At 64.6% G+C, this 15784-nt stretch carries 16 protein-coding genes; 13 read left to right on the top strand and 3 right to left on the bottom strand.

Features of this window, described 5'->3' with window-relative positions:
* The first annotated feature begins 92 nt into the window (after positions 1-92).
* The 6 genes from GM676_RS02015 to phbB all read left to right on the top strand — a co-directional run bounded on the left by GM676_RS02015 (position 93) and on the right by phbB (position 4456).
* Positions 93-1160 (top strand): sensor histidine kinase, encoded by a 1068-nt coding sequence (locus tag GM676_RS02015; protein ID WP_155461695.1) that lies wholly within the window; start codon positions 93-95, stop codon positions 1158-1160.
* On the top strand, positions 1150-1791 hold the full coding sequence (locus tag GM676_RS02010) for a response regulator (RefSeq protein ID WP_155461694.1): 642 nt from the start codon (positions 1150-1152) through the stop codon (positions 1789-1791). Before GM676_RS02015 ends, GM676_RS02010 begins: the two co-directional genes overlap by 11 nt.
* A gap of 124 nt (positions 1792-1915) precedes the next feature.
* Complete coding sequence (fnr, locus tag GM676_RS02005; protein ID WP_155461693.1) at positions 1916-2677, top strand: fumarate/nitrate reduction transcriptional regulator Fnr; 762 nt, start codon at positions 1916-1918, stop codon at positions 2675-2677.
* Positions 2678-2683: 6 nt separating this feature from the next.
* Positions 2684-2929, top strand: a complete 246-nt coding sequence (locus GM676_RS02000) for a TraR/DksA family transcriptional regulator (protein WP_155461692.1) — start codon at positions 2684-2686, stop codon at positions 2927-2929.
* Between the two features lie 14 nt (positions 2930-2943).
* Positions 2944-3603: a SagB/ThcOx family dehydrogenase gene (locus tag GM676_RS01995; RefSeq protein WP_229262479.1), complete on the top strand. Its 660-nt coding sequence runs from the start codon at positions 2944-2946 to the stop codon at positions 3601-3603.
* 127 nt (positions 3604-3730) lie between these two features.
* Positions 3731-4456, top strand: a complete 726-nt coding sequence (gene phbB / locus GM676_RS01990) for an acetoacetyl-CoA reductase (protein WP_155461690.1) — start codon at positions 3731-3733, stop codon at positions 4454-4456.
* Between the two features lie 12 nt (positions 4457-4468).
* Here the strand turns inward: phbB and GM676_RS01985 are convergent, their stop codons facing one another.
* On the bottom strand, positions 4469-5524 hold the full coding sequence (locus GM676_RS01985) for an NAD(P)-dependent alcohol dehydrogenase (RefSeq protein WP_155461689.1): 1056 nt from the start codon (positions 5522-5524) through the stop codon (positions 4469-4471).
* 120 nt (positions 5525-5644) lie between these two features.
* Positions 5645-6484, bottom strand: a complete 840-nt coding sequence (locus GM676_RS01980; RefSeq protein ID WP_155461688.1) for a universal stress protein — start codon at positions 6482-6484, stop codon at positions 5645-5647.
* A 218-nt stretch (positions 6485-6702) separates the two neighbouring features.
* Here GM676_RS01980 and GM676_RS01975 point away from each other — a divergent pair, with 218 nt between their 5' ends.
* Positions 6703-8079: an efflux transporter outer membrane subunit gene (locus tag GM676_RS01975; RefSeq protein WP_155461687.1), complete on the top strand. Its 1377-nt coding sequence runs from the start codon at positions 6703-6705 to the stop codon at positions 8077-8079.
* 12 nt (positions 8080-8091) lie between these two features.
* Here the strand turns inward: GM676_RS01975 and GM676_RS01970 are convergent, their stop codons facing one another.
* Positions 8092-9354: a putative glycoside hydrolase gene (locus tag GM676_RS01970; RefSeq protein WP_155461686.1), complete on the bottom strand. Its 1263-nt coding sequence runs from the start codon at positions 9352-9354 to the stop codon at positions 8092-8094.
* Between the two features lie 189 nt (positions 9355-9543).
* Here GM676_RS01970 and GM676_RS01965 point away from each other — a divergent pair, with 189 nt between their 5' ends.
* The 6 genes from GM676_RS01965 (at position 9544) to GM676_RS31980 (ending at position 15779) form a co-directional block, all read left to right on the top strand.
* Entirely contained in the window at positions 9544-10905 is a 1362-nt protein-coding gene (locus tag GM676_RS01965; protein WP_155461685.1) for an MBL fold metallo-hydrolase RNA specificity domain-containing protein, read from the top strand.
* Complete coding sequence (locus GM676_RS01960; protein ID WP_155461684.1) at positions 10902-12419, top strand: thymidine phosphorylase family protein; 1518 nt, start codon at positions 10902-10904, stop codon at positions 12417-12419. Before GM676_RS01965 ends, GM676_RS01960 begins: the two co-directional genes overlap by 4 nt.
* 378 nt (positions 12420-12797) lie before the next feature.
* Positions 12798-13214 (top strand): bacteriohemerythrin, encoded by a 417-nt coding sequence (locus tag GM676_RS01955; protein ID WP_155461683.1) that lies wholly within the window; start codon positions 12798-12800, stop codon positions 13212-13214.
* 81 nt (positions 13215-13295) lie between these two features.
* Positions 13296-14684: an HAD-IC family P-type ATPase gene (locus tag GM676_RS01950; RefSeq protein WP_155461682.1), complete on the top strand. Its 1389-nt coding sequence runs from the start codon at positions 13296-13298 to the stop codon at positions 14682-14684.
* Entirely contained in the window at positions 14590-14997 is a 408-nt protein-coding gene (locus GM676_RS32535) for an HAD family hydrolase (protein ID WP_170304193.1), read from the top strand. Before GM676_RS01950 ends, GM676_RS32535 begins: the two co-directional genes overlap by 95 nt.
* Positions 14958-15779 (top strand): HAD-IC family P-type ATPase, encoded by an 822-nt coding sequence (locus GM676_RS31980; RefSeq protein WP_371866069.1) that lies wholly within the window; start codon positions 14958-14960, stop codon positions 15777-15779. Before GM676_RS32535 ends, GM676_RS31980 begins: the two co-directional genes overlap by 40 nt.
* Positions 15780-15784 lie beyond the last annotated feature (5 nt).

Genomic DNA, 15784 nt, shown 5'->3' with positions numbered 1-15784 from the left:
TTGTATCGTTTTTGCACTTCAAGGTATTTGGGCTTGGACAAAACGGGATGCACTTGTATAAAATACATTGAAACATTCTTACTTCTGCGGCCATGCACCTTGAACCTGGCATAGACTGGTTATTGCGGTACGCGACCGATGCCATGATCATTGCGGATCAGGACGGCATCATCGTTCTCTCCAATCCTCCAGCCGAACGCATGTTTGGATTCCCCGCCGGGGAACTGACTGGGCACACAGTTGAGGAACTGATCCCGGATCGTTTGCGCGGTCCCCATGCCGGTTTGCGTCAGCAGTATGCCTGTCAGCCACGCGCACGCGGCATGGGTGAAGGCCGCGAGCTGTTCGGCAAGCGCCGCGGTGGCGATGAGTTTCCGGTCGAGGTCAGCCTGTCACCACTCCATACCAAAGCCGGCGTCCCGCACGTGATGGCGGTCATTCATGACATCACGCTGCGTGTGCGTGCAGAGCAGGCGTTGCTCCGCTCGCAGTCGGAGCTAAGGCAATTGTCTGCGCATCAGGATCAGGTCAAGGAGCAGGAACGTAAGCGCATCGCCCAGGAGATCCACGATGAACTGGGCGCACTGCTTACCGGTATCAAAGCACATATTTCGGTGTCGATGGAACGGCAGGCAAGGGCAGGTGGCCAGCCCGATCCGCTGCTGGCGGAGGCGATCTCCCTCAGCGACGCCGCGATCCAGACCGTGCGCAAGGTGATCACCGATTTGCGCCCCAGCGTGTTAGACCAGTTGGGCATCTGGGCAGCGCTGGAATGGTATGTCGGCCAGATCCGGGAGCGATCCGGACTGGTTTGCACCTGTACCATCACCCCTCAAGTGCAGGATGTGGTCCTGGACCCCCAGCGCAGCACCATGGTGTTCCGCGTCGTGCAGGAAGCGCTCACCAATGTCATACGCCATGCGCAGGCTGCACATATCGCGGTTTCGGCCCAACTGGCGGGCCAGGCGTTGCAAGTCTGCGTGCGGGACGACGGCAAGGGCATAGACACCGAACGCTTGTTGAACCGTGACAGCTGGGGGTTGCTGGGCATGTATGAGCGCAGCCGTTATTTCGGCGGAGACTTGCGCATCACCGGCACGCAGGGCAATGGCACCATGGTGATGCTGCTGCTGCCGCTGGAGGCCGGGCATGGCCAATAATCCGATCCGGGTTTTGCTGGTGGACGACCATGTTGTGGTGCGCAACGGCGTGCGTCTGATGCTGGGCTGCGAGGACGATATCCTCATCGCGGGTGAGGCGGCAAATAGCCAGGAGGCGCTGCGCCTGGTGCAGGCGCAGGAATTCGATGTCGCGCTGCTGGACGTCGCCATGCCAGGGCGGAATGGCTTGGAGCTACAGCGCCTGATACGTAATGTCAGCAAGCCGCCGGCCATTCTTTTTCTCAGCACTTATGCGGAGGAGGTCTATGCCATGCGTGCCCTCAAGCTGGGCGCGGCCGGCTACCTCACCAAAGACAGTCCTGCGCCGGTGCTGGTTGCCGCTGTGCGCAAGGCGGCATCGGGTGGCAAGTATCTGACGCCCGGATTGGCCGAGAAGATCGCCATTGCCATGGGCGGCAGCCATGGCGCTTCGCATGCGGCCTTGTCTGACCGTGAGCTGGAGGTCATGAAAATGATCGCCGATGGTAACAGCCTGGTGCACATCGCCGCCAACCTGCATCTGAGCCCGAATACGGTCACCACTTACCGTAGCCGGATTCTGCAGAAACTGGACTTGTCCAGCAACGCCGAGCTGACACGCTATGCAATGGAAAACGGCCTGTTACCTTGACCCGGCGTAGTCGATCCCCTATAGCTTCTTGTCCAGATTCATCTACCGGGTTTGACGCCATTCCCTGATGGCAGGCGCTCGTCGCCGCTGCGATACTGGTTCTGTCAGCGTAGGAGAAGCGGCCATGCACACAACGATAGCCATACAGCCGGTCACAGAGAACACCGCTCCAGTTTCGACGGCGGTGAATTGCGCCCGTTGCGGGATGCAGAAATTCTGCCTGCCGACCAATCTGAAGCCGGAGGACGTACAGCGTCTGGACCGCATCATCATGCGTCGTCGTCGCATAGAGCGCGGAACCAATCTGTACCGCATGAACGATGCCTTCAGCCGGATTTATGCGATACGCTTCGGGCACTTCAAGACTTACCAGGTGAACCCTCGCGGGGAACAGCAGATCAACGGTTTCCAGATGCCAGGTGAGCTGTTGGGGCTGGACGCAATCGGCGCGGAGCGGCATCAGTGCGGCGCGGTGGCGCTGGAAGACAGCGAGGTCTGCGAAATCCCGTTCGACAAGCTGGAAGGTCTGCTGGGTGATATTCCCGAGCTGCTGCGGCATTTTCATCGGTTGATCGGCCAGGAGATCACGCGCGAACAAAACGCCATGCTACTGCTGGCCACCATGCGGGCCGAACAGCGCGTGGCGATCTTCCTGACCAATCTCGGCGCCCGTCTTGCAGCGCGCGGCTACGCCGAGCACCGTTTTCAGCTGCGCATGATGCGGGAAGAGGTGGGAAATTACCTGGGGCTGACAGTTGAAAGCGTCAGCCGGCTGATATCGCGCTTTCGCCACAGCGGCCTGTTGCGGGTGGCGAATCGCGAAGTCGAGATACTCGATCCGGTGCGCATGCGGGAGATCGCGGCGGGCGTCAGGCTGGATGCCTGAAGATCCATGCAGGAGGCCCAGACATACGCTGCGCTGCTGCGCCGACGGCGGGACGACCTGCTGGATGAGCTGGCCGGCATCGAGGCCACCTTGCGCCGGCTGGAACAAGGACGTTTTGGCGTGTGCGAATGTTGTGGCCAAGCTATCAGCCGGGACCGTCTGATGCAGTTTCCCGCCACCAGCTGGTGCAGCGCCTGCAAGCGGGATTACGAACAGCGCCGCGGCATTCACCACACGGATGACGCGACATGATAGGAGCGATGGAGATGCCGAACGAGAATATGCCCACCTTGCAGCTGGTCGCCCCCCAAGCCTTGGCGCTGGACGCGGATTTTTCCCCGCTGAGTGTGGCGCTGCACAAGATTCTGCGGCGACGCCGCTCCAGCCGGGAGTTTGGCGCCGGCGATCTGTCACTCCACAGGCTGTCGCGCCTGTTGTGGGCGGCGTTTGGCATCAACCGTCCCGAGCAGGGATTGCGCACGGCGCCCTCGGCCGCCAACCAGCAGGAGATCGATATCTATCTGGCGCTGCGCACGGGATTGTATCGCTTCGATGCGAAACAACTGGCGTTGCACCCGGTCCGCGGCGCGGACCTGCGTGCCGCGACCGGCGGTCAGGATTACGTTGCCGAGGCTCCGCTCGATCTGATCTATGTGGCGACCTTTCATAACGACGGCGTTCCCGCTCGCACCGAACAACAGTTTTATGCCGCCCTGGACACGGGCTTTATCAGCCAGAATGTCTATCTGTTTTGCGCGGCCGAGGGCCTGGCCACGGTGGTGCGCGGCTGGGTGGACCGCGCCGCGCTCGCCGGGTTGATGGGCCTGGCGCCAAATCAGCAAGTGATCGCGGCGCAGTCGGTCGGACATGCGCCGGTATGGCCGCCAACCGACCCCGAGATCTGTCCACCCGAGGACATCGACTGAATGGCGCAGACCAGCGTCATGTCGAGTGTGCCGACAAACCCATGCCTGATCGGCTTGGCGGGCGCTTATGTGGTTATGCGCAGGAATGCCTGGCTGCGGAGCCGGGTGGCAACTTAAGGGGGGAATCATGGAACGTATCGCACTTGTCACCGGCGGCACGCGCGGTATCGGCGCCGCCATTGCGCGCCGGCTGGCGCGTGACGGCTACAAGGTGGCCGCGATCTATCACGGCAATGGCGCGGCGGCGGAGGCATTTCGACAGGAAACCGGGATCCGCGTTTATCGCTGGGACGTCTCGGACTTCGATGCCTGCGGCGCAGGCGCGGCGGCGGTGGCTCGCGATCTGGGCGGCGATATCGATATCCTTGTCAACAACGCCGGCATCACCCGCGATGTCATGCTGCATAAAATGTCACCGACCCAGTGGAACGAAGTGATCGCCAGCGATCTGACCTCGTGCTTCAACATGTGCCGTGCGGTTATCGCGGCGATGCGCGACAAGGGATATGGCAGGATTGTGAACATTTCCTCGGTCAACGGCCAGCGCGGGCAACTGGGGCAGACCAACTACGCCGCCGCCAAGGCGGGCATGCTGGGCCTGACCAAAGCGCTGGCGCTGGAGTCGGCGGCCAGGGGCATCACTGTGAATGCGGTGGCGCCAGGCTACATCGCCACCGATATGGTGGCGGCCATGCCGGACGAGGTGCTGCAGAAAATCAGGGCCCAGATTCCGGTCGCGCGCCTGGGCCGGCCGGATGAAGTGGCACGCATCGTCCAGTTCCTGGTGAGCGAGGAGGCCGGCTTCATCACGGGGTCTACCTTTAGCGCCAACGGCGGTCAGTACATGGGCTGACCGCCCGGTTCGCTATGGCGTGATGGCGACCTTCAGCACACCGTCACGCTGGTTGGCGAACAAATCGTAAGCCTGTTCGATTTCGTCCAGGCGGAAACGATGCGTCACCAGCGGTTCCAGATCGACGCGCTGTGAGGCGACGATGTTCAGTAGACGCCGCATTCTCTCCTTGCCGCCAGGGCACAGCGTGGTGACGATCCTATGGTCGCCCAGGCCGGCCGCGAGGGCGTCGATCGGCAATCCCAACTTGCCGGAATAGACGCCCAGACTGGATAACACCCCCCCTGGCTTGATCGAGCGCAGGCAGCTTTCAAAGGTCTGTTGTGTACCCAATGCCTCGATCGCGACGTCGGCGCCGCGGCCGCCGGTCAGCTCCAGAATCTCGGCTACCGGATCGACCTGTTGGTAGTCGAGGCTGATATCGGCGCCCAGCCGTTTGGCGGTGGCCAGCCGCTCCGGCACCGAGTCGACCACGATGATCTGGCTGGCCCCCTTGAGGCGCGCGCCGGCCGTGGCGCATAGCCCGATCGGCCCCTGGGCATAGACCACCACCGTGTCGCCGATGCGGATGTCGCCGGACTCGGCACCGCCGAAACCGGTGCTCATGATGTCGGGGCACATCAATACCTGTTCGTCGCTCAGGCCGTCCGGGATGGGCGCCAGGTTGGCCATGGCATGCGGCACGCGCAGGTACTCGGCCTGGCAACCGTCGATGGTATTGCCGAATTTCCAGCCGCCGGTGGCGTGCCCGCCGCACTGCGACTGGTGGCCATCGAGGCAGGAATGACATTGACCGCAGGGGGTGATGGCGCCCACGATCACGCGCTGGCCGATGGTGTAACCGGTCACGCCGGCGCCCAGCTCGGCGATCACGCCCACCGGTTCATGGCCGACGATGCGCCCCGGCTCAACCGGGTATTCGCCTTTGAGTATGTGGACATCGGTGCCGCAGATGGTGGTGGTGGTGATCTTGACCAGCGCCTCGCCGGCGCCGATGACGGGAACCGGCCGCTCGTCGAGGACGATTTTGCCGGGCCGGACAAATACCGCTGCTTTCATCATACGCATGGTGCACTCCTCTTGGGTTAGTCTAACGATTTCGGCCCGACCGGCCAGGGAAGGGCCGCGCCGGATGGCCAGGGTGTCGATGAGGGCCGCGCGCGCTTCCGGCGCGATCGCTCCAGCCGATCAGTGCGCCATCAGAACCGGAAGCGTCATGCCGCGCAATACATCGCGGGTGGCGCCGCCCAGCAGGATCTCGCGCAAGCGTGTATGCCCGTAGCAGCCCATCACCAGTAGGTCGGCATCGAGATCGCCGGCCAGCGCCATCAGTGCATGGCCAGCGCCGTCCGGTGTATCCTGCTGCCGCAGCTCGACCTTGATGCCGTGCCGCGCCAGGTACAAGGACATGTCGGCGCCGGCCAGCGCACCGTGCGCGCCATACACTTGGTCGCCATTGAACACCGCCAAGGTCACCAGTTCCGCGCGTCGCAGCAAGGGCAGGGCGGCGCTGAGGGCACGCGCCGCTTCCAGGCTGCCGTCCCAGGCCAGCAGCGGGCGCCGGCCGACTCGCCGGGCCTCGCCATCGCACGGCACCACCAGCACCGGTTTGCCGCAATGCAGGATCACATATTGCAGGGTGGTGTCCGGACCGGGCGACGGGCGCGCGCGGTCGACGGCCCGGGGCAGCACCAGCAAATCGGCATAGCGCGCGTGCATGATCAAGCCCAGGTCGGCAGCGCCGTCGATGCGGCGTGTTTCAAACGAGTTGACGCCGAGGCGCTCGACACGCTGCGCGAAGGTGGCGAGCGCCTGGTCGGCGCGGGCGGTCAGCGGCGTCAGGTCGGCAGGCAGCACCACCAGGCCCGGCGCGGCGGCATTGCACTGATAAATTACCTGGTCGACGCCACTCATGGCGACCCCGACGAGATGGGCTTGTTCGGCAATGGCGATCTGGGCCGCCACTTCGGTGGGGACGGGTTGGGCATCGCAACAGTCGGCCAGGACCAGAATGGTTTTGTAGGACATGACAGCTCCTTGAAGTGATCAGAAAGCCGTTCCATCGTAGGAGATAGCGCAAGGTTTTGCTTGATCCAAATCAAATTCCCGGCAAGTAGGCGCCGCGGCGGCAGAGCAAAATCCGGAAGCACAAATTTTACGGGGATTTTGATGCGGATCAAACCCGACCAGTGACAACAGCGGCGCTGCAACATATCGTGAACTGAGTTCAACTTCGGGAGAGTGACGTGAGGTCCAGACGTTATGGTGTGGTGCTGGGGGCGTTGCTGTCAGCTTGCCAATCCTGGGGCGTCCATCCGCTGGAAGGTTCGTTGATTCCGGTGCTGCCGGGCGTGCCGATTCCGGACCGCTGGTCGCGGACTGAGAACACGGCCGATCACGATCCAGGCAGTTTATCGGCGTGGTGGCAACACTTCGGTGACGCCACCCTGTCCGCGCTGATCGATCGTGCCGTCCGGGAAAGCACGGACATGGCGGTGGCCGAAGCCCATTTGCAGCAGGCGCGCGCGCTGCGCGATCTGGCTGGCGCCAATCTGTCCGGCTATGTCAACGCCGGCGTGGTGGCGCGGAGCGCAAGACCATCCTATGCGGCGACGCTCAACACTTATCAGGCCGGACTGGACGCCAGCTGGGAGCCGGACTTGTTCGGCGCGCGGCGTCAGGCCTGGTCGGCCGGCGAAGCCGAGCTGCTGGCGCGGACCTTGACCCTGGCCGACACACGGGTCAGTATCAGTGCCGAGGTGGCTTTGGCATATATCCAACTGCGCGGCGTCCAACAACGTCAGGCGGCGGCGCGCTCCAATCAGATGCGTTTGCACGTGCTGCGCGATCTGGCCGCTCCTGGCGCGGAGCTGGACCGCGAGCGGGTGCGCGCCGCCCTCGCGCTATCCGGCGCCGATCTGGCGGAGCTGACGCTGAGCCGCGCGCAACTGGAGCACAGCCTGGCGGCGCTGTGCGGCATGGCGCCGCAGGCGCTGGCATTGGAGTTGGCGTTCCATGTACCTGTCCCCCAGGCCGCGTACGGACTGGCCCTGAGCCTTCCCGCGGACACGTTGCGTCAGCGGCCGGATGTGCGCTCCGCCGCGGCGCGGGTCGAGGCTGCCGTGGCCAGGCTGGGAGAGGCCGACGCGGCCCGCAAGCCGCTGGTGCGCCTCGAGGGGTCAATCGGCTTGCACGGTATCGGTGTTGGCGGCGCGGGAGGTGTGTTGCGCGGACTGCTGGGCAGCGTCAGTGGTGTTGCGTTTGACGGCGGTGCGGCACGCGCCCAGGTCGCGGCGCAACAAGGCAGCGTGCTGGAAAGTTACGCCTATTATCGCGGCGCGGTGTTGTTGGCGCTACGCGAGGTTGAAGACGCGCTGGTGAGCGTGCAGGCGGCGCGTGATCGCCTGTCGGCCTTACGCGAAGCGGTTGACGCGGCGCAGAGCGCGGCCGGGCTGGCACGGCGCGATTATCAGAGCGGCGAAAGAGACATGGAACTCGCGCTGGCCACCCAGCAGGTGTTGTTCCACAGCGAGGATGAACTGGCCCGGGCCGCTGTGGCTGACAGCGCGGCGTATGTGCGGCTGTACAAGGCGCTGGGCGGTGGTTGGCAACCCGAGCATTGACTTCGCCGGCAATCAACGGGGGGATAGACCATCGGCGGTATAGATATTGCGTGGGTTCCATAGCATCCAGCCGTCGCTGCCGGCCTGTTCGGCTCCTCTGATCTGGGCGCGGATTTCATCGGCATCGAACAGGCGGCGATCAAAGGCATAATCGCGGAAGGCCTGCAGCCAAGGGCGCAGGCGGAGTGGCGAAATATGGGCACGTTCCAGCGCATGCCGCAATGTCAGGTAGACGATCTCGTAAGGATGCCGGATCGGATCGGCATAGCCGGGAATGCCGTATTTATACCCGGACGGATAGAGCAAGGGCGAGAGATAATCGACGGTCTCCACCAGTTGCAGAAGATCCTGTCCTATGCCGGTGTCGCTCTCGTTCCAGGCCACGTAGCCAAAGATGTCGGCGCCGATGAACACATTGTACGGAGCGAGCCGGGCCCGCGCCGCGGCCAGGAAGCCGGTAATGGCGGCGCTCCGGTTTGCGGCGGTGCCGGGGACGGAGAATTGCAAGCCCTGCGCGTCCGGGAAGCGGACATAGTCGAATTGTATTTCGTCGAATCCCAGCGCCGCCGCCTCGGCCGCCAGCGCCAGCGAGTAGCTCCAGGCCTCCCGGCGTGACGGGTCTATCCAGGCTTGTTGTTCACGGTCACGGAATAACTGGCCTTTTGTTACCTTAACCGCCCATTCCGGGTGACAGTTGGCCAGAGGATGGTCCTTGAAGACCACGATACGGCCGATCAAATAGATGCCATGGCTTTTCAGATACGCGATTACCGCGCTCATGTCGCGCACCGTGGTCTGGCTGCGGGCACCGCACGAGATCGCGCCCGCCACGCCTGAGGGGTACGGTATCAGCCCGCGGTCGCCCTTCACGTCGATCACCAGCGCATTCAATTCCGTGATATCGACCAGCTTGACGGCGGCATCGCGCAGGCCGGCGTCGCCGACGCCATACACCGACAGGTACAAGCCTTTGGGACGCAATGGCGATAAACGCAGCACCAGATGGGACAGGTCGTCTTGCGTCACCGCGGCGGCGCGGCCGTAGCCGATGGCGCGTGCGGCGACCTTTTGCGGCGCCGACGCGAACTGGAAACTGCCGTCTTCGGCGGCGACTGCGATTTGTGTGCCGCCCGCGACAGTCGCGGTAACGATGGCGCCGCGGACGGGTTGACCGTTGATCGCGTCCAGCACATGGCCGTCCAGTGCTTGCGCCGACCGGGCGCGGAACATCCCGGCCGCCAGGATTGATATCGATACCCAGATCAAGGTACGCATGCGCTTGCTCCTCGGTTGTGGCAGCAGTCATGCTACCGAGGAAGTAATGAAATTTGTTTGATTCAGGTCAATAAGGAACGATCTTGGCTGGATTAGGGCCAGTGCGATCAACTTGATCTAAATCAAGGGCAGCATTACCCGACCGCGACTAGCATGCACTTGAGTTCATCGCCAAGTGCCGAGGCTATCATGCAATTGCAATTCTTAGGAGCAACTGGAACGGTCACTGGTTCCAAATACCTGCTGAGCAGTGAGGGCGAGTGCATCCTGGTGGACTGCGGGTTATTTCAAGGTTACAAGCAGCTGCGTCTGCGCAACTGGGAGGAACTCCCGGTTGCGCCAGGCGATATCGGCGCAGTCGTGCTGACGCATGCCCACCTGGATCACAGCGGCTATTTGCCGGTACTGGTCAGGGATGGATTCCGCGGCAAGATACTTTGTAGTGAAGCCACCTATGATCTGTGCAGGATATTGTTGCCTGACAGCGGGCGATTGCTGGAAGAGGAAGCCATACACGCCAACCGCAAAGGCTATTCGAAACATGCGCCAGCGCTGCCGCTCTATACCGAAGCGGACGCGGTGCGGGCACTGGCCCATTTTTCACCGGTGCCGTACGACCAGCCGTTCAGCGTCCGCGGCAAACTGACCGGACAACTGGCGCTGGCCGGCCATATCCTCGGCGCCGCCATCGTTACCATCAATGACGGCAGCCGCAGCATCACTTTCTCCGGCGACCTGGGGCGGGAGCACGACGCGATTATGGTTGCCCCGCATCACATCAACAGCAGCGATTATCTGGTGGTGGAATCCACCTACGGCGACCGTCTGCACGGCCCGATCGATCCAGCGATTCAGTTGGGGGATACCATCCGCAGAACTGCCGCGCGTGGCGGCGTGACCGTGATCCCGGCGTTCGCGGTGGGGCGCGCCCAGTCGGTCCTGTACGCTATTCATCAGCTCAAGCAACAAGGGCAATTACCGCCCATACTGCCGGTTTATCTGAACAGTCCGATGGCGACCGATGCCACCGCCTTATATCGCAAGCATCGTTCATTGCACAGGCTGGACCAGCGCCAGTGCGAGGCCATGTGCCGCGCGGCGCATATCGTCAACAGCGTGGAGGAATCGATCGCGCTCAATCAGCGTCAAATGCCGATGGTGATCATTGCCGCCAGCGGCATGGCCACCGGCGGCAGGGTGCTGCACCACCTGAAGGCCTTCGCCGGCGACGCGCGCAATACCATCCAGTTTGTCGGATTCCAGGCTGGCGGTACGCGCGGCGCCGCGATGCTGGCCGGCGTGAGGGAAATAAAAGTCCATGGCGAATATGTGCCGCTGCGCGCCAGCGTCTGCCAGATCGACAATTTGTCGGCGCACGCGGACGCCAGGGAGATCATGCACTGGCTGGGGCATTTTGAGCGGCCTCCGCGGCGCACCTTCGTCACGCATGGTGAGCCGGCGGCGGCGGACGCCCTGCGTCATCGCATCCAGGAAGAGTTGCACTGGGATTGCCGCGTACCCGAATATCTGGAACTGCAGGAGCTGACATGACCGCCGCGCCCGGCCCCGCCGGGTTGTTGCTACGCCGGCTGGGGATCGACACCTATCAGGAGCCGGTGGCCTACCTGCGCAGCGACTGCCCGGTTTGCAAATCGGAGGGGTTCGAGTCGCGCTCTCGCATCGAGATATGGCGCGGCGACGCTCACATCGTCGCCACCCTGAATGTGGTCCATGATGAACTGATCGACAAGAACCAGCTCGGCCTGTCCGAGGCGGCATGGCGCGCGTTGGGCGGCGAGGAGGGGGCGGCGCTGCGCGTGGGGCACGCCCGCCCGCTGCTGTCGCTATCGTCGGTACGGGCCAAGATATACGGCAGGCCGCTCGGCGCGGAGGCCGCGGCCGCCATCATGCGCGACGTGGCCGAGGGCCGCTATTCCGACATCGAAATGGCTGCACTGATCACCGCTTGTTCGGGAGATCGGGTGGACCTCGCCGAAACCATTGCCCTGACCGAAGCCATGGTGGCCGTGGGACAACGTCTGGATTGGCCGCGCGATATGGTGCTCGACAAGCATTGCGTGGGCGGCTTGCCAGGCAACCGCACCAGCCTGCTGGTGGTGCCGATAGTGGCGGCCTGCGGACTCACCATTCCCAAAACGTCGTCGCGCGCGATCACCTCACCGGCCGGCACGGCCGATGCAATGGGGACGCTGGCGCCGGTGGAGCTGGACATTCCCGCCATGCGCCGTGTGGTGGAGCGCGAGGGCGGTTGCATCGTCTGGGGCGGCGCCGTCTCCTTGAGCCCGGCGGACGATTTGCTGATACGGGTGGAGCGCCCGCTCGGCCTGGACAGCGACGGTCTGCTGGTGGCGTCCGTTCTGTCAAAAAAAGTGGCGGCCGGTTCCAACCATGTGCTGATCGACATGCCGGTCGGCCGCACCGCCAAGGTACGGTCTGAGCAGGCCGCGCATGCGCTGACGCGGCGCTTTCGCGGCGTCGGCGAGGCACTCGGTATCGCCGTTGACGTCATGCTGAGCGATGGTTCGCAACCGGTGGGGCGCGGCATCGGGCCGGCGCTGGAGGCGCGTGACGCGCTGGCGGTGCTGCGAGGGGCCGCCGACGCGCCGGCCGATTTGCGCCAACGCGCGATACAGCTGGCAGCGCGCCTGCTGGAACTGGGCGGCAAGGCAGCGCCCGGGCATGGACTGTCGCTGGCCGCCAGTACGCTGGACAGTGGCGCGGCCTGGCGCAAGCTGCGAGCGATCTGCACGGCGCAAGGCGGCATGCGCGAACCGCCGCGTGCCGATTACACCCAGGTGGTGGCGGCCCTGCACGGCGGCCGGCTGATTGCCATCGACAACCGCCGGCTGGCGCGGCTGGCCAAACTGGCCGGCGCGCCGAAGGCGCCAGCCGCCGGACTGGAACTGCACCGGCCGCTTGGCAGTCAGCTGGAGGCGGGCGAGCCTTTGCTGACGCTGCACGCCGAATCGCCGGGGGAACTGGCGTATGCGGCGGCGTACGCGGCGGCGCAGGACACGCTGTTCACGATACAGGAGGCGGGATGAATCCACTGTCGCTGGCCTCGCCCGGCGGCGAAACCTGCGCAGCCGCGCGGGGCGCACGCCAAGGGACGGGCAATGGGCGAGCTGCCGCCGCGTCATGTTCCGGATGGGGAAAGCTGTCCGCGACTGTCGTCCTCCATCGCCGGTCGCGACGTGGTGCTGGTGGCCGGCCAGGACGTCAGCTCGCGAGAGCGAGCGCTGGGCGGCGCGCGTGGCGGCCGACGCCCCTTGCCCGTCTGCGGTGTCGCGGAAGGTGCGCCACGGCGACCGCGCGGCGGCGATCTCGCGCGATGGTGAAGATTTGATCTGGGTCAAATACCTGGCGGCTCGAAGTCCATCATAATCGGCTTGCTTTCGCATATCGACGAGTGGGGAGGGAAGATGGACGCGAGCGGATGGCGCGCCGACATGGCGTTGGACATACCACTGTTTGATGAGGCTCACCGGGCGTTAACGGAACAAGTCAGGCAACTGCTGGACGCGCCCGACAGCGAGTTCGAGGCGGGCATGGCGGCGTTGACCGCCGCCCTTGAGGAGGACTTCCGTCTGGAGGAATCGTTGATGGAAGCGATCGATTATCCGGCGCTCCGTTCGCACCGCGAACAGCACGCGCGGGTGCTCGCCACCTTGCACGGACTGCCACCCGGCGACCTCCGCGCCGGACGCACGGCGGCCAGCCTGATCATGCCCTGGTTCGAGTTGCATCTCGCCACCGCCGACACGGCGTTGGCGATCGCGCTGCGGGTCGCGGCTGAGAGGGGGCCGGGGCGCGCGCGCCCGCAGCCGCGTCGCGGCTAAAGCAGGGGGGCGCGTGGAGCCGTCTGCCGTCATCCCGCTGACCTGGTGGCAACAGGCTCATTCGCCCGCGGGAGCAGAGACATGTCCGATCTGAAAGGGCTATCCGGCGAAGAAGCCCGACGCCGGCTGGTGCTGGAGGGCGCCAACCGCGTCCCCCAGCCGCGCGGCCGCCTCGGCCAGATTGTTCTGCGCACCCTGAGCGAGCCGATGATCCTGTTATTGCTGATTGCCTGCGGCTTGTACCTGTCCATCGGTGAGCCGCACGAGGGCCTGGTTTTGGGTTTGATGGTGTGCGTGACGATAACTGTGACTCTGCGGCAGCAACAGAAATCCGAACATGCCCTGCGGGCGTTGCGTGACCTCAGCAGTCCGCGCGCGCTGGTGCTGCGGGACGGCAGACCGGTGCGGATCGATGGCGGCGAGGTCGTCCGCGGCGATGTACTGATGGTCGCGGAAGGCGAGCGCGTCGCCGCGGACGCGGTTCTGCTACGGGGCCAGAATCTCAAGGTCGATGAATCGCTGTTGACGGGCGAATCCTGGCCTGTCAACAAAGCCGTATCCGGCGGCGAGATTCCTGGCGCCGTGGCGCGAGGCGAAGCACTGCCTTTTCTCTGGTCCGGTACCCTGGTCGTGCAGGGCGAGGGAGTCGCCGAGGTGACGGCGACCGGTCGACAAACCGAGCTGGGCAAGCTTGGGGCCAGCCTGACCGAACTGGATGTCCAGGACACCCCGCTTCAGCGCGGCAATACCAGAACCATCCGCGTGTGGGCGCTGGTCGCGCTGGCCACCAGCCTGCTGGTGACGGTGCTGTATGGCGCGATGCACGGCGCGTGGCTGTCCGCGCTGTTGGCGGGCATTGCTGTTTCGATGGCGCTGCTGCCGGAGGAACTGCCGGTGATCATGACCATTTTTCCAGCCATCGGCGCCTGGCGCCTGGCGCGGACCAATGTACTGACGCGCCGCCTGGCCGCGATCGAAGCACTGGGCTGCGTATCGGTCCTATGCGTCGACAAGACCGGCACCTTGACCGAAAATCGCATGCGTGTCGAACAACTCCATGCTGCCGGCGTAACACTGCGTCTGGACCGGGAGGAAGCAGTGGCGGGCGCCCCGTTCGAGCAATTGATCCGCTTTGCCTCCCTGGCCAGCAAGCAGCGCGCTTACGATCCGATGGAAACCGCCTTGCACGCCATGGCCGGCGGCATACGGGAGGATGAACCGCTCAGGGAATACCCGCTGTCGGCCGAGCGCAGCGCGATGTCGCAGGTGTGGGCGGATGATGCCGGCGATGCGTCGGTGGTGGCCTGCAAAGGTGCGCCGGAAGCCGTCGCGGACTTGTGTCAAATGAGCGGACCGGCGCGGCATGCAATTGGCCATGGATGCGATGGCGGCGCAGGGCCTGCGCGTAATCGGCGTGGCGGGCGCCCGCCACGCCGGTCGCACGCTGCCCGATGCGCAGACAGGTTTTGATTTTCATTTCATCGGCCTCATCGCGCTGTCCGACCCGTTGCGTCCCGAGGTGCCGCAGGCCGTGCGGGAATGCCGGGAAGCGGGGATACGGCTGATCATGATCACGGGCGACTACCCGGCGACCGCGCTGAGCATCGCGGCGCAGGCCGGCCTGCCCGCGGTGGAAGTGCTGAACGGCGATGAAGTGGATCGGCTGGATGAGGCGGCTTGCGCCGCCGGCTCTCCGCGGTCAGCGTCTGTGCCCGCATACGTCCCGCGCAAAAGCTGCGTATCGTGCAGGCTCTCAAAGCCGATGCGCAAGTCGTGGGCATGACGGGGGATGGCGTGAATGACGCTCCGGCCCTGAAGGCGGCCGACGTCGGCATCGCCATGGGCAGGCGCGGCAGTGAAGTGGCGCGCGAGGCGGCCGCGTTGGTGCTGCTGGACGATCACTTTATTTCCATCGTCCAGGGCGTGCGGTTGGGGCGCCGCATATTCGCCAATATGCGGAGCGCGATGCGTTATGTCCTGGCGATGCACGTGCCGATCGCCGGCCTGGCGCTGCTGCCGGCCCTGCTGGACTGGCCGGTGCTGCTGTATCCCATGCATATCGCGTTCATTGAACTGATCATCGATCCGGCTTGTTCGCTGGCCTTCGAAAACCAGGCTTCCGGGCGCGATGCCATGCGCTTGCCGCCACGTCGTAGCGATGAGCGCCTGCTGGACCGGTCCACCATGATCAGCGCGCTGGCGCAGGGTACGCTGACGCTGCTGCTGACCGCTTTTGCTTATCGCTGGGCGTTGACCGCGCTGCCGGAAGCGGCCGCGCGGGCGGCAGGCTTTGTCATATTGGTGCTGGCCAATCTGGGCCTGATTTTTTCCAATCTGACACCTCGCCCCGGTGCCGCATCCGGATTCGGCGGCGGGAACCCCATTCCGCTGCTGATGAGCGCTTCGGTGCTGCTGCTGTTGGCGTTGGTGCTGTATGTGCCACCAGTGGCGCGGGCGTTCCGCTTCGCGGCGCTTACGGCGCCGGAGCTCGGCGTCGTGGCCGCAATCGGACTGTGCTGCGTGGCGGGAACGGCCGCCGTGAAAAGGCTGGTGGCCAGCCGATAAATCGA

Origin of the sequence: Duganella radicis (assembly GCF_009720825.1) — a bacterium.
GTDB lineage: Bacteria > Pseudomonadota > Gammaproteobacteria > Burkholderiales > Burkholderiaceae_D > Rugamonas > Rugamonas radicis.
The sequence above is the reverse complement of the archived record's forward strand: the minus strand, read 5'-3'. Positions and strand labels throughout refer to the sequence as shown.

What these genes read in the sequence shown, in the direction of transcription:
- GM676_RS01960 (WP_155461684.1), top strand. Translation starts at nt 10,902, where the DNA reads ATGACCGCCGCGCCCGGCCCCGCCGGGTTGTTGCTACGCCGGCTGGGG.
- GM676_RS01985 (WP_155461689.1), bottom strand. Translation starts at nt 5,524, where the DNA reads ATGCGTATGATGAAAGCAGCGGTATTTGTCCGGCCCGGCAAAATCGTC.
- GM676_RS01995 (WP_229262479.1), top strand. Translation starts at nt 2,944, where the DNA reads ATGCCGAACGAGAATATGCCCACCTTGCAGCTGGTCGCCCCCCAAGCC.
- GM676_RS02000 (WP_155461692.1), top strand. Translation starts at nt 2,684, where the DNA reads ATGCAGGAGGCCCAGACATACGCTGCGCTGCTGCGCCGACGGCGGGAC.
- fnr (WP_155461693.1), top strand. Translation starts at nt 1,916, where the DNA reads ATGCACACAACGATAGCCATACAGCCGGTCACAGAGAACACCGCTCCA.
- GM676_RS01955 (WP_155461683.1), top strand. Translation starts at nt 12,798, where the DNA reads ATGGACGCGAGCGGATGGCGCGCCGACATGGCGTTGGACATACCACTG.
- GM676_RS01980 (WP_155461688.1), bottom strand. Translation starts at nt 6,484, where the DNA reads ATGTCCTACAAAACCATTCTGGTCCTGGCCGACTGTTGCGATGCCCAA.
- GM676_RS02010 (WP_155461694.1), top strand. Translation starts at nt 1,150, where the DNA reads ATGGCCAATAATCCGATCCGGGTTTTGCTGGTGGACGACCATGTTGTG.
- phbB (WP_155461690.1), top strand. Translation starts at nt 3,731, where the DNA reads ATGGAACGTATCGCACTTGTCACCGGCGGCACGCGCGGTATCGGCGCC.
- GM676_RS32535 (WP_170304193.1), top strand. Translation starts at nt 14,590, where the DNA reads ATGGATGCGATGGCGGCGCAGGGCCTGCGCGTAATCGGCGTGGCGGGC.
- GM676_RS01950 (WP_155461682.1), top strand. Translation starts at nt 13,296, where the DNA reads ATGTCCGATCTGAAAGGGCTATCCGGCGAAGAAGCCCGACGCCGGCTG.
- GM676_RS01965 (WP_155461685.1), top strand. Translation starts at nt 9,544, where the DNA reads ATGCAATTGCAATTCTTAGGAGCAACTGGAACGGTCACTGGTTCCAAA.
- GM676_RS02015 (WP_155461695.1), top strand. Translation starts at nt 93, where the DNA reads ATGCACCTTGAACCTGGCATAGACTGGTTATTGCGGTACGCGACCGAT.
- GM676_RS01970 (WP_155461686.1), bottom strand. Translation starts at nt 9,354, where the DNA reads ATGCGTACCTTGATCTGGGTATCGATATCAATCCTGGCGGCCGGGATG.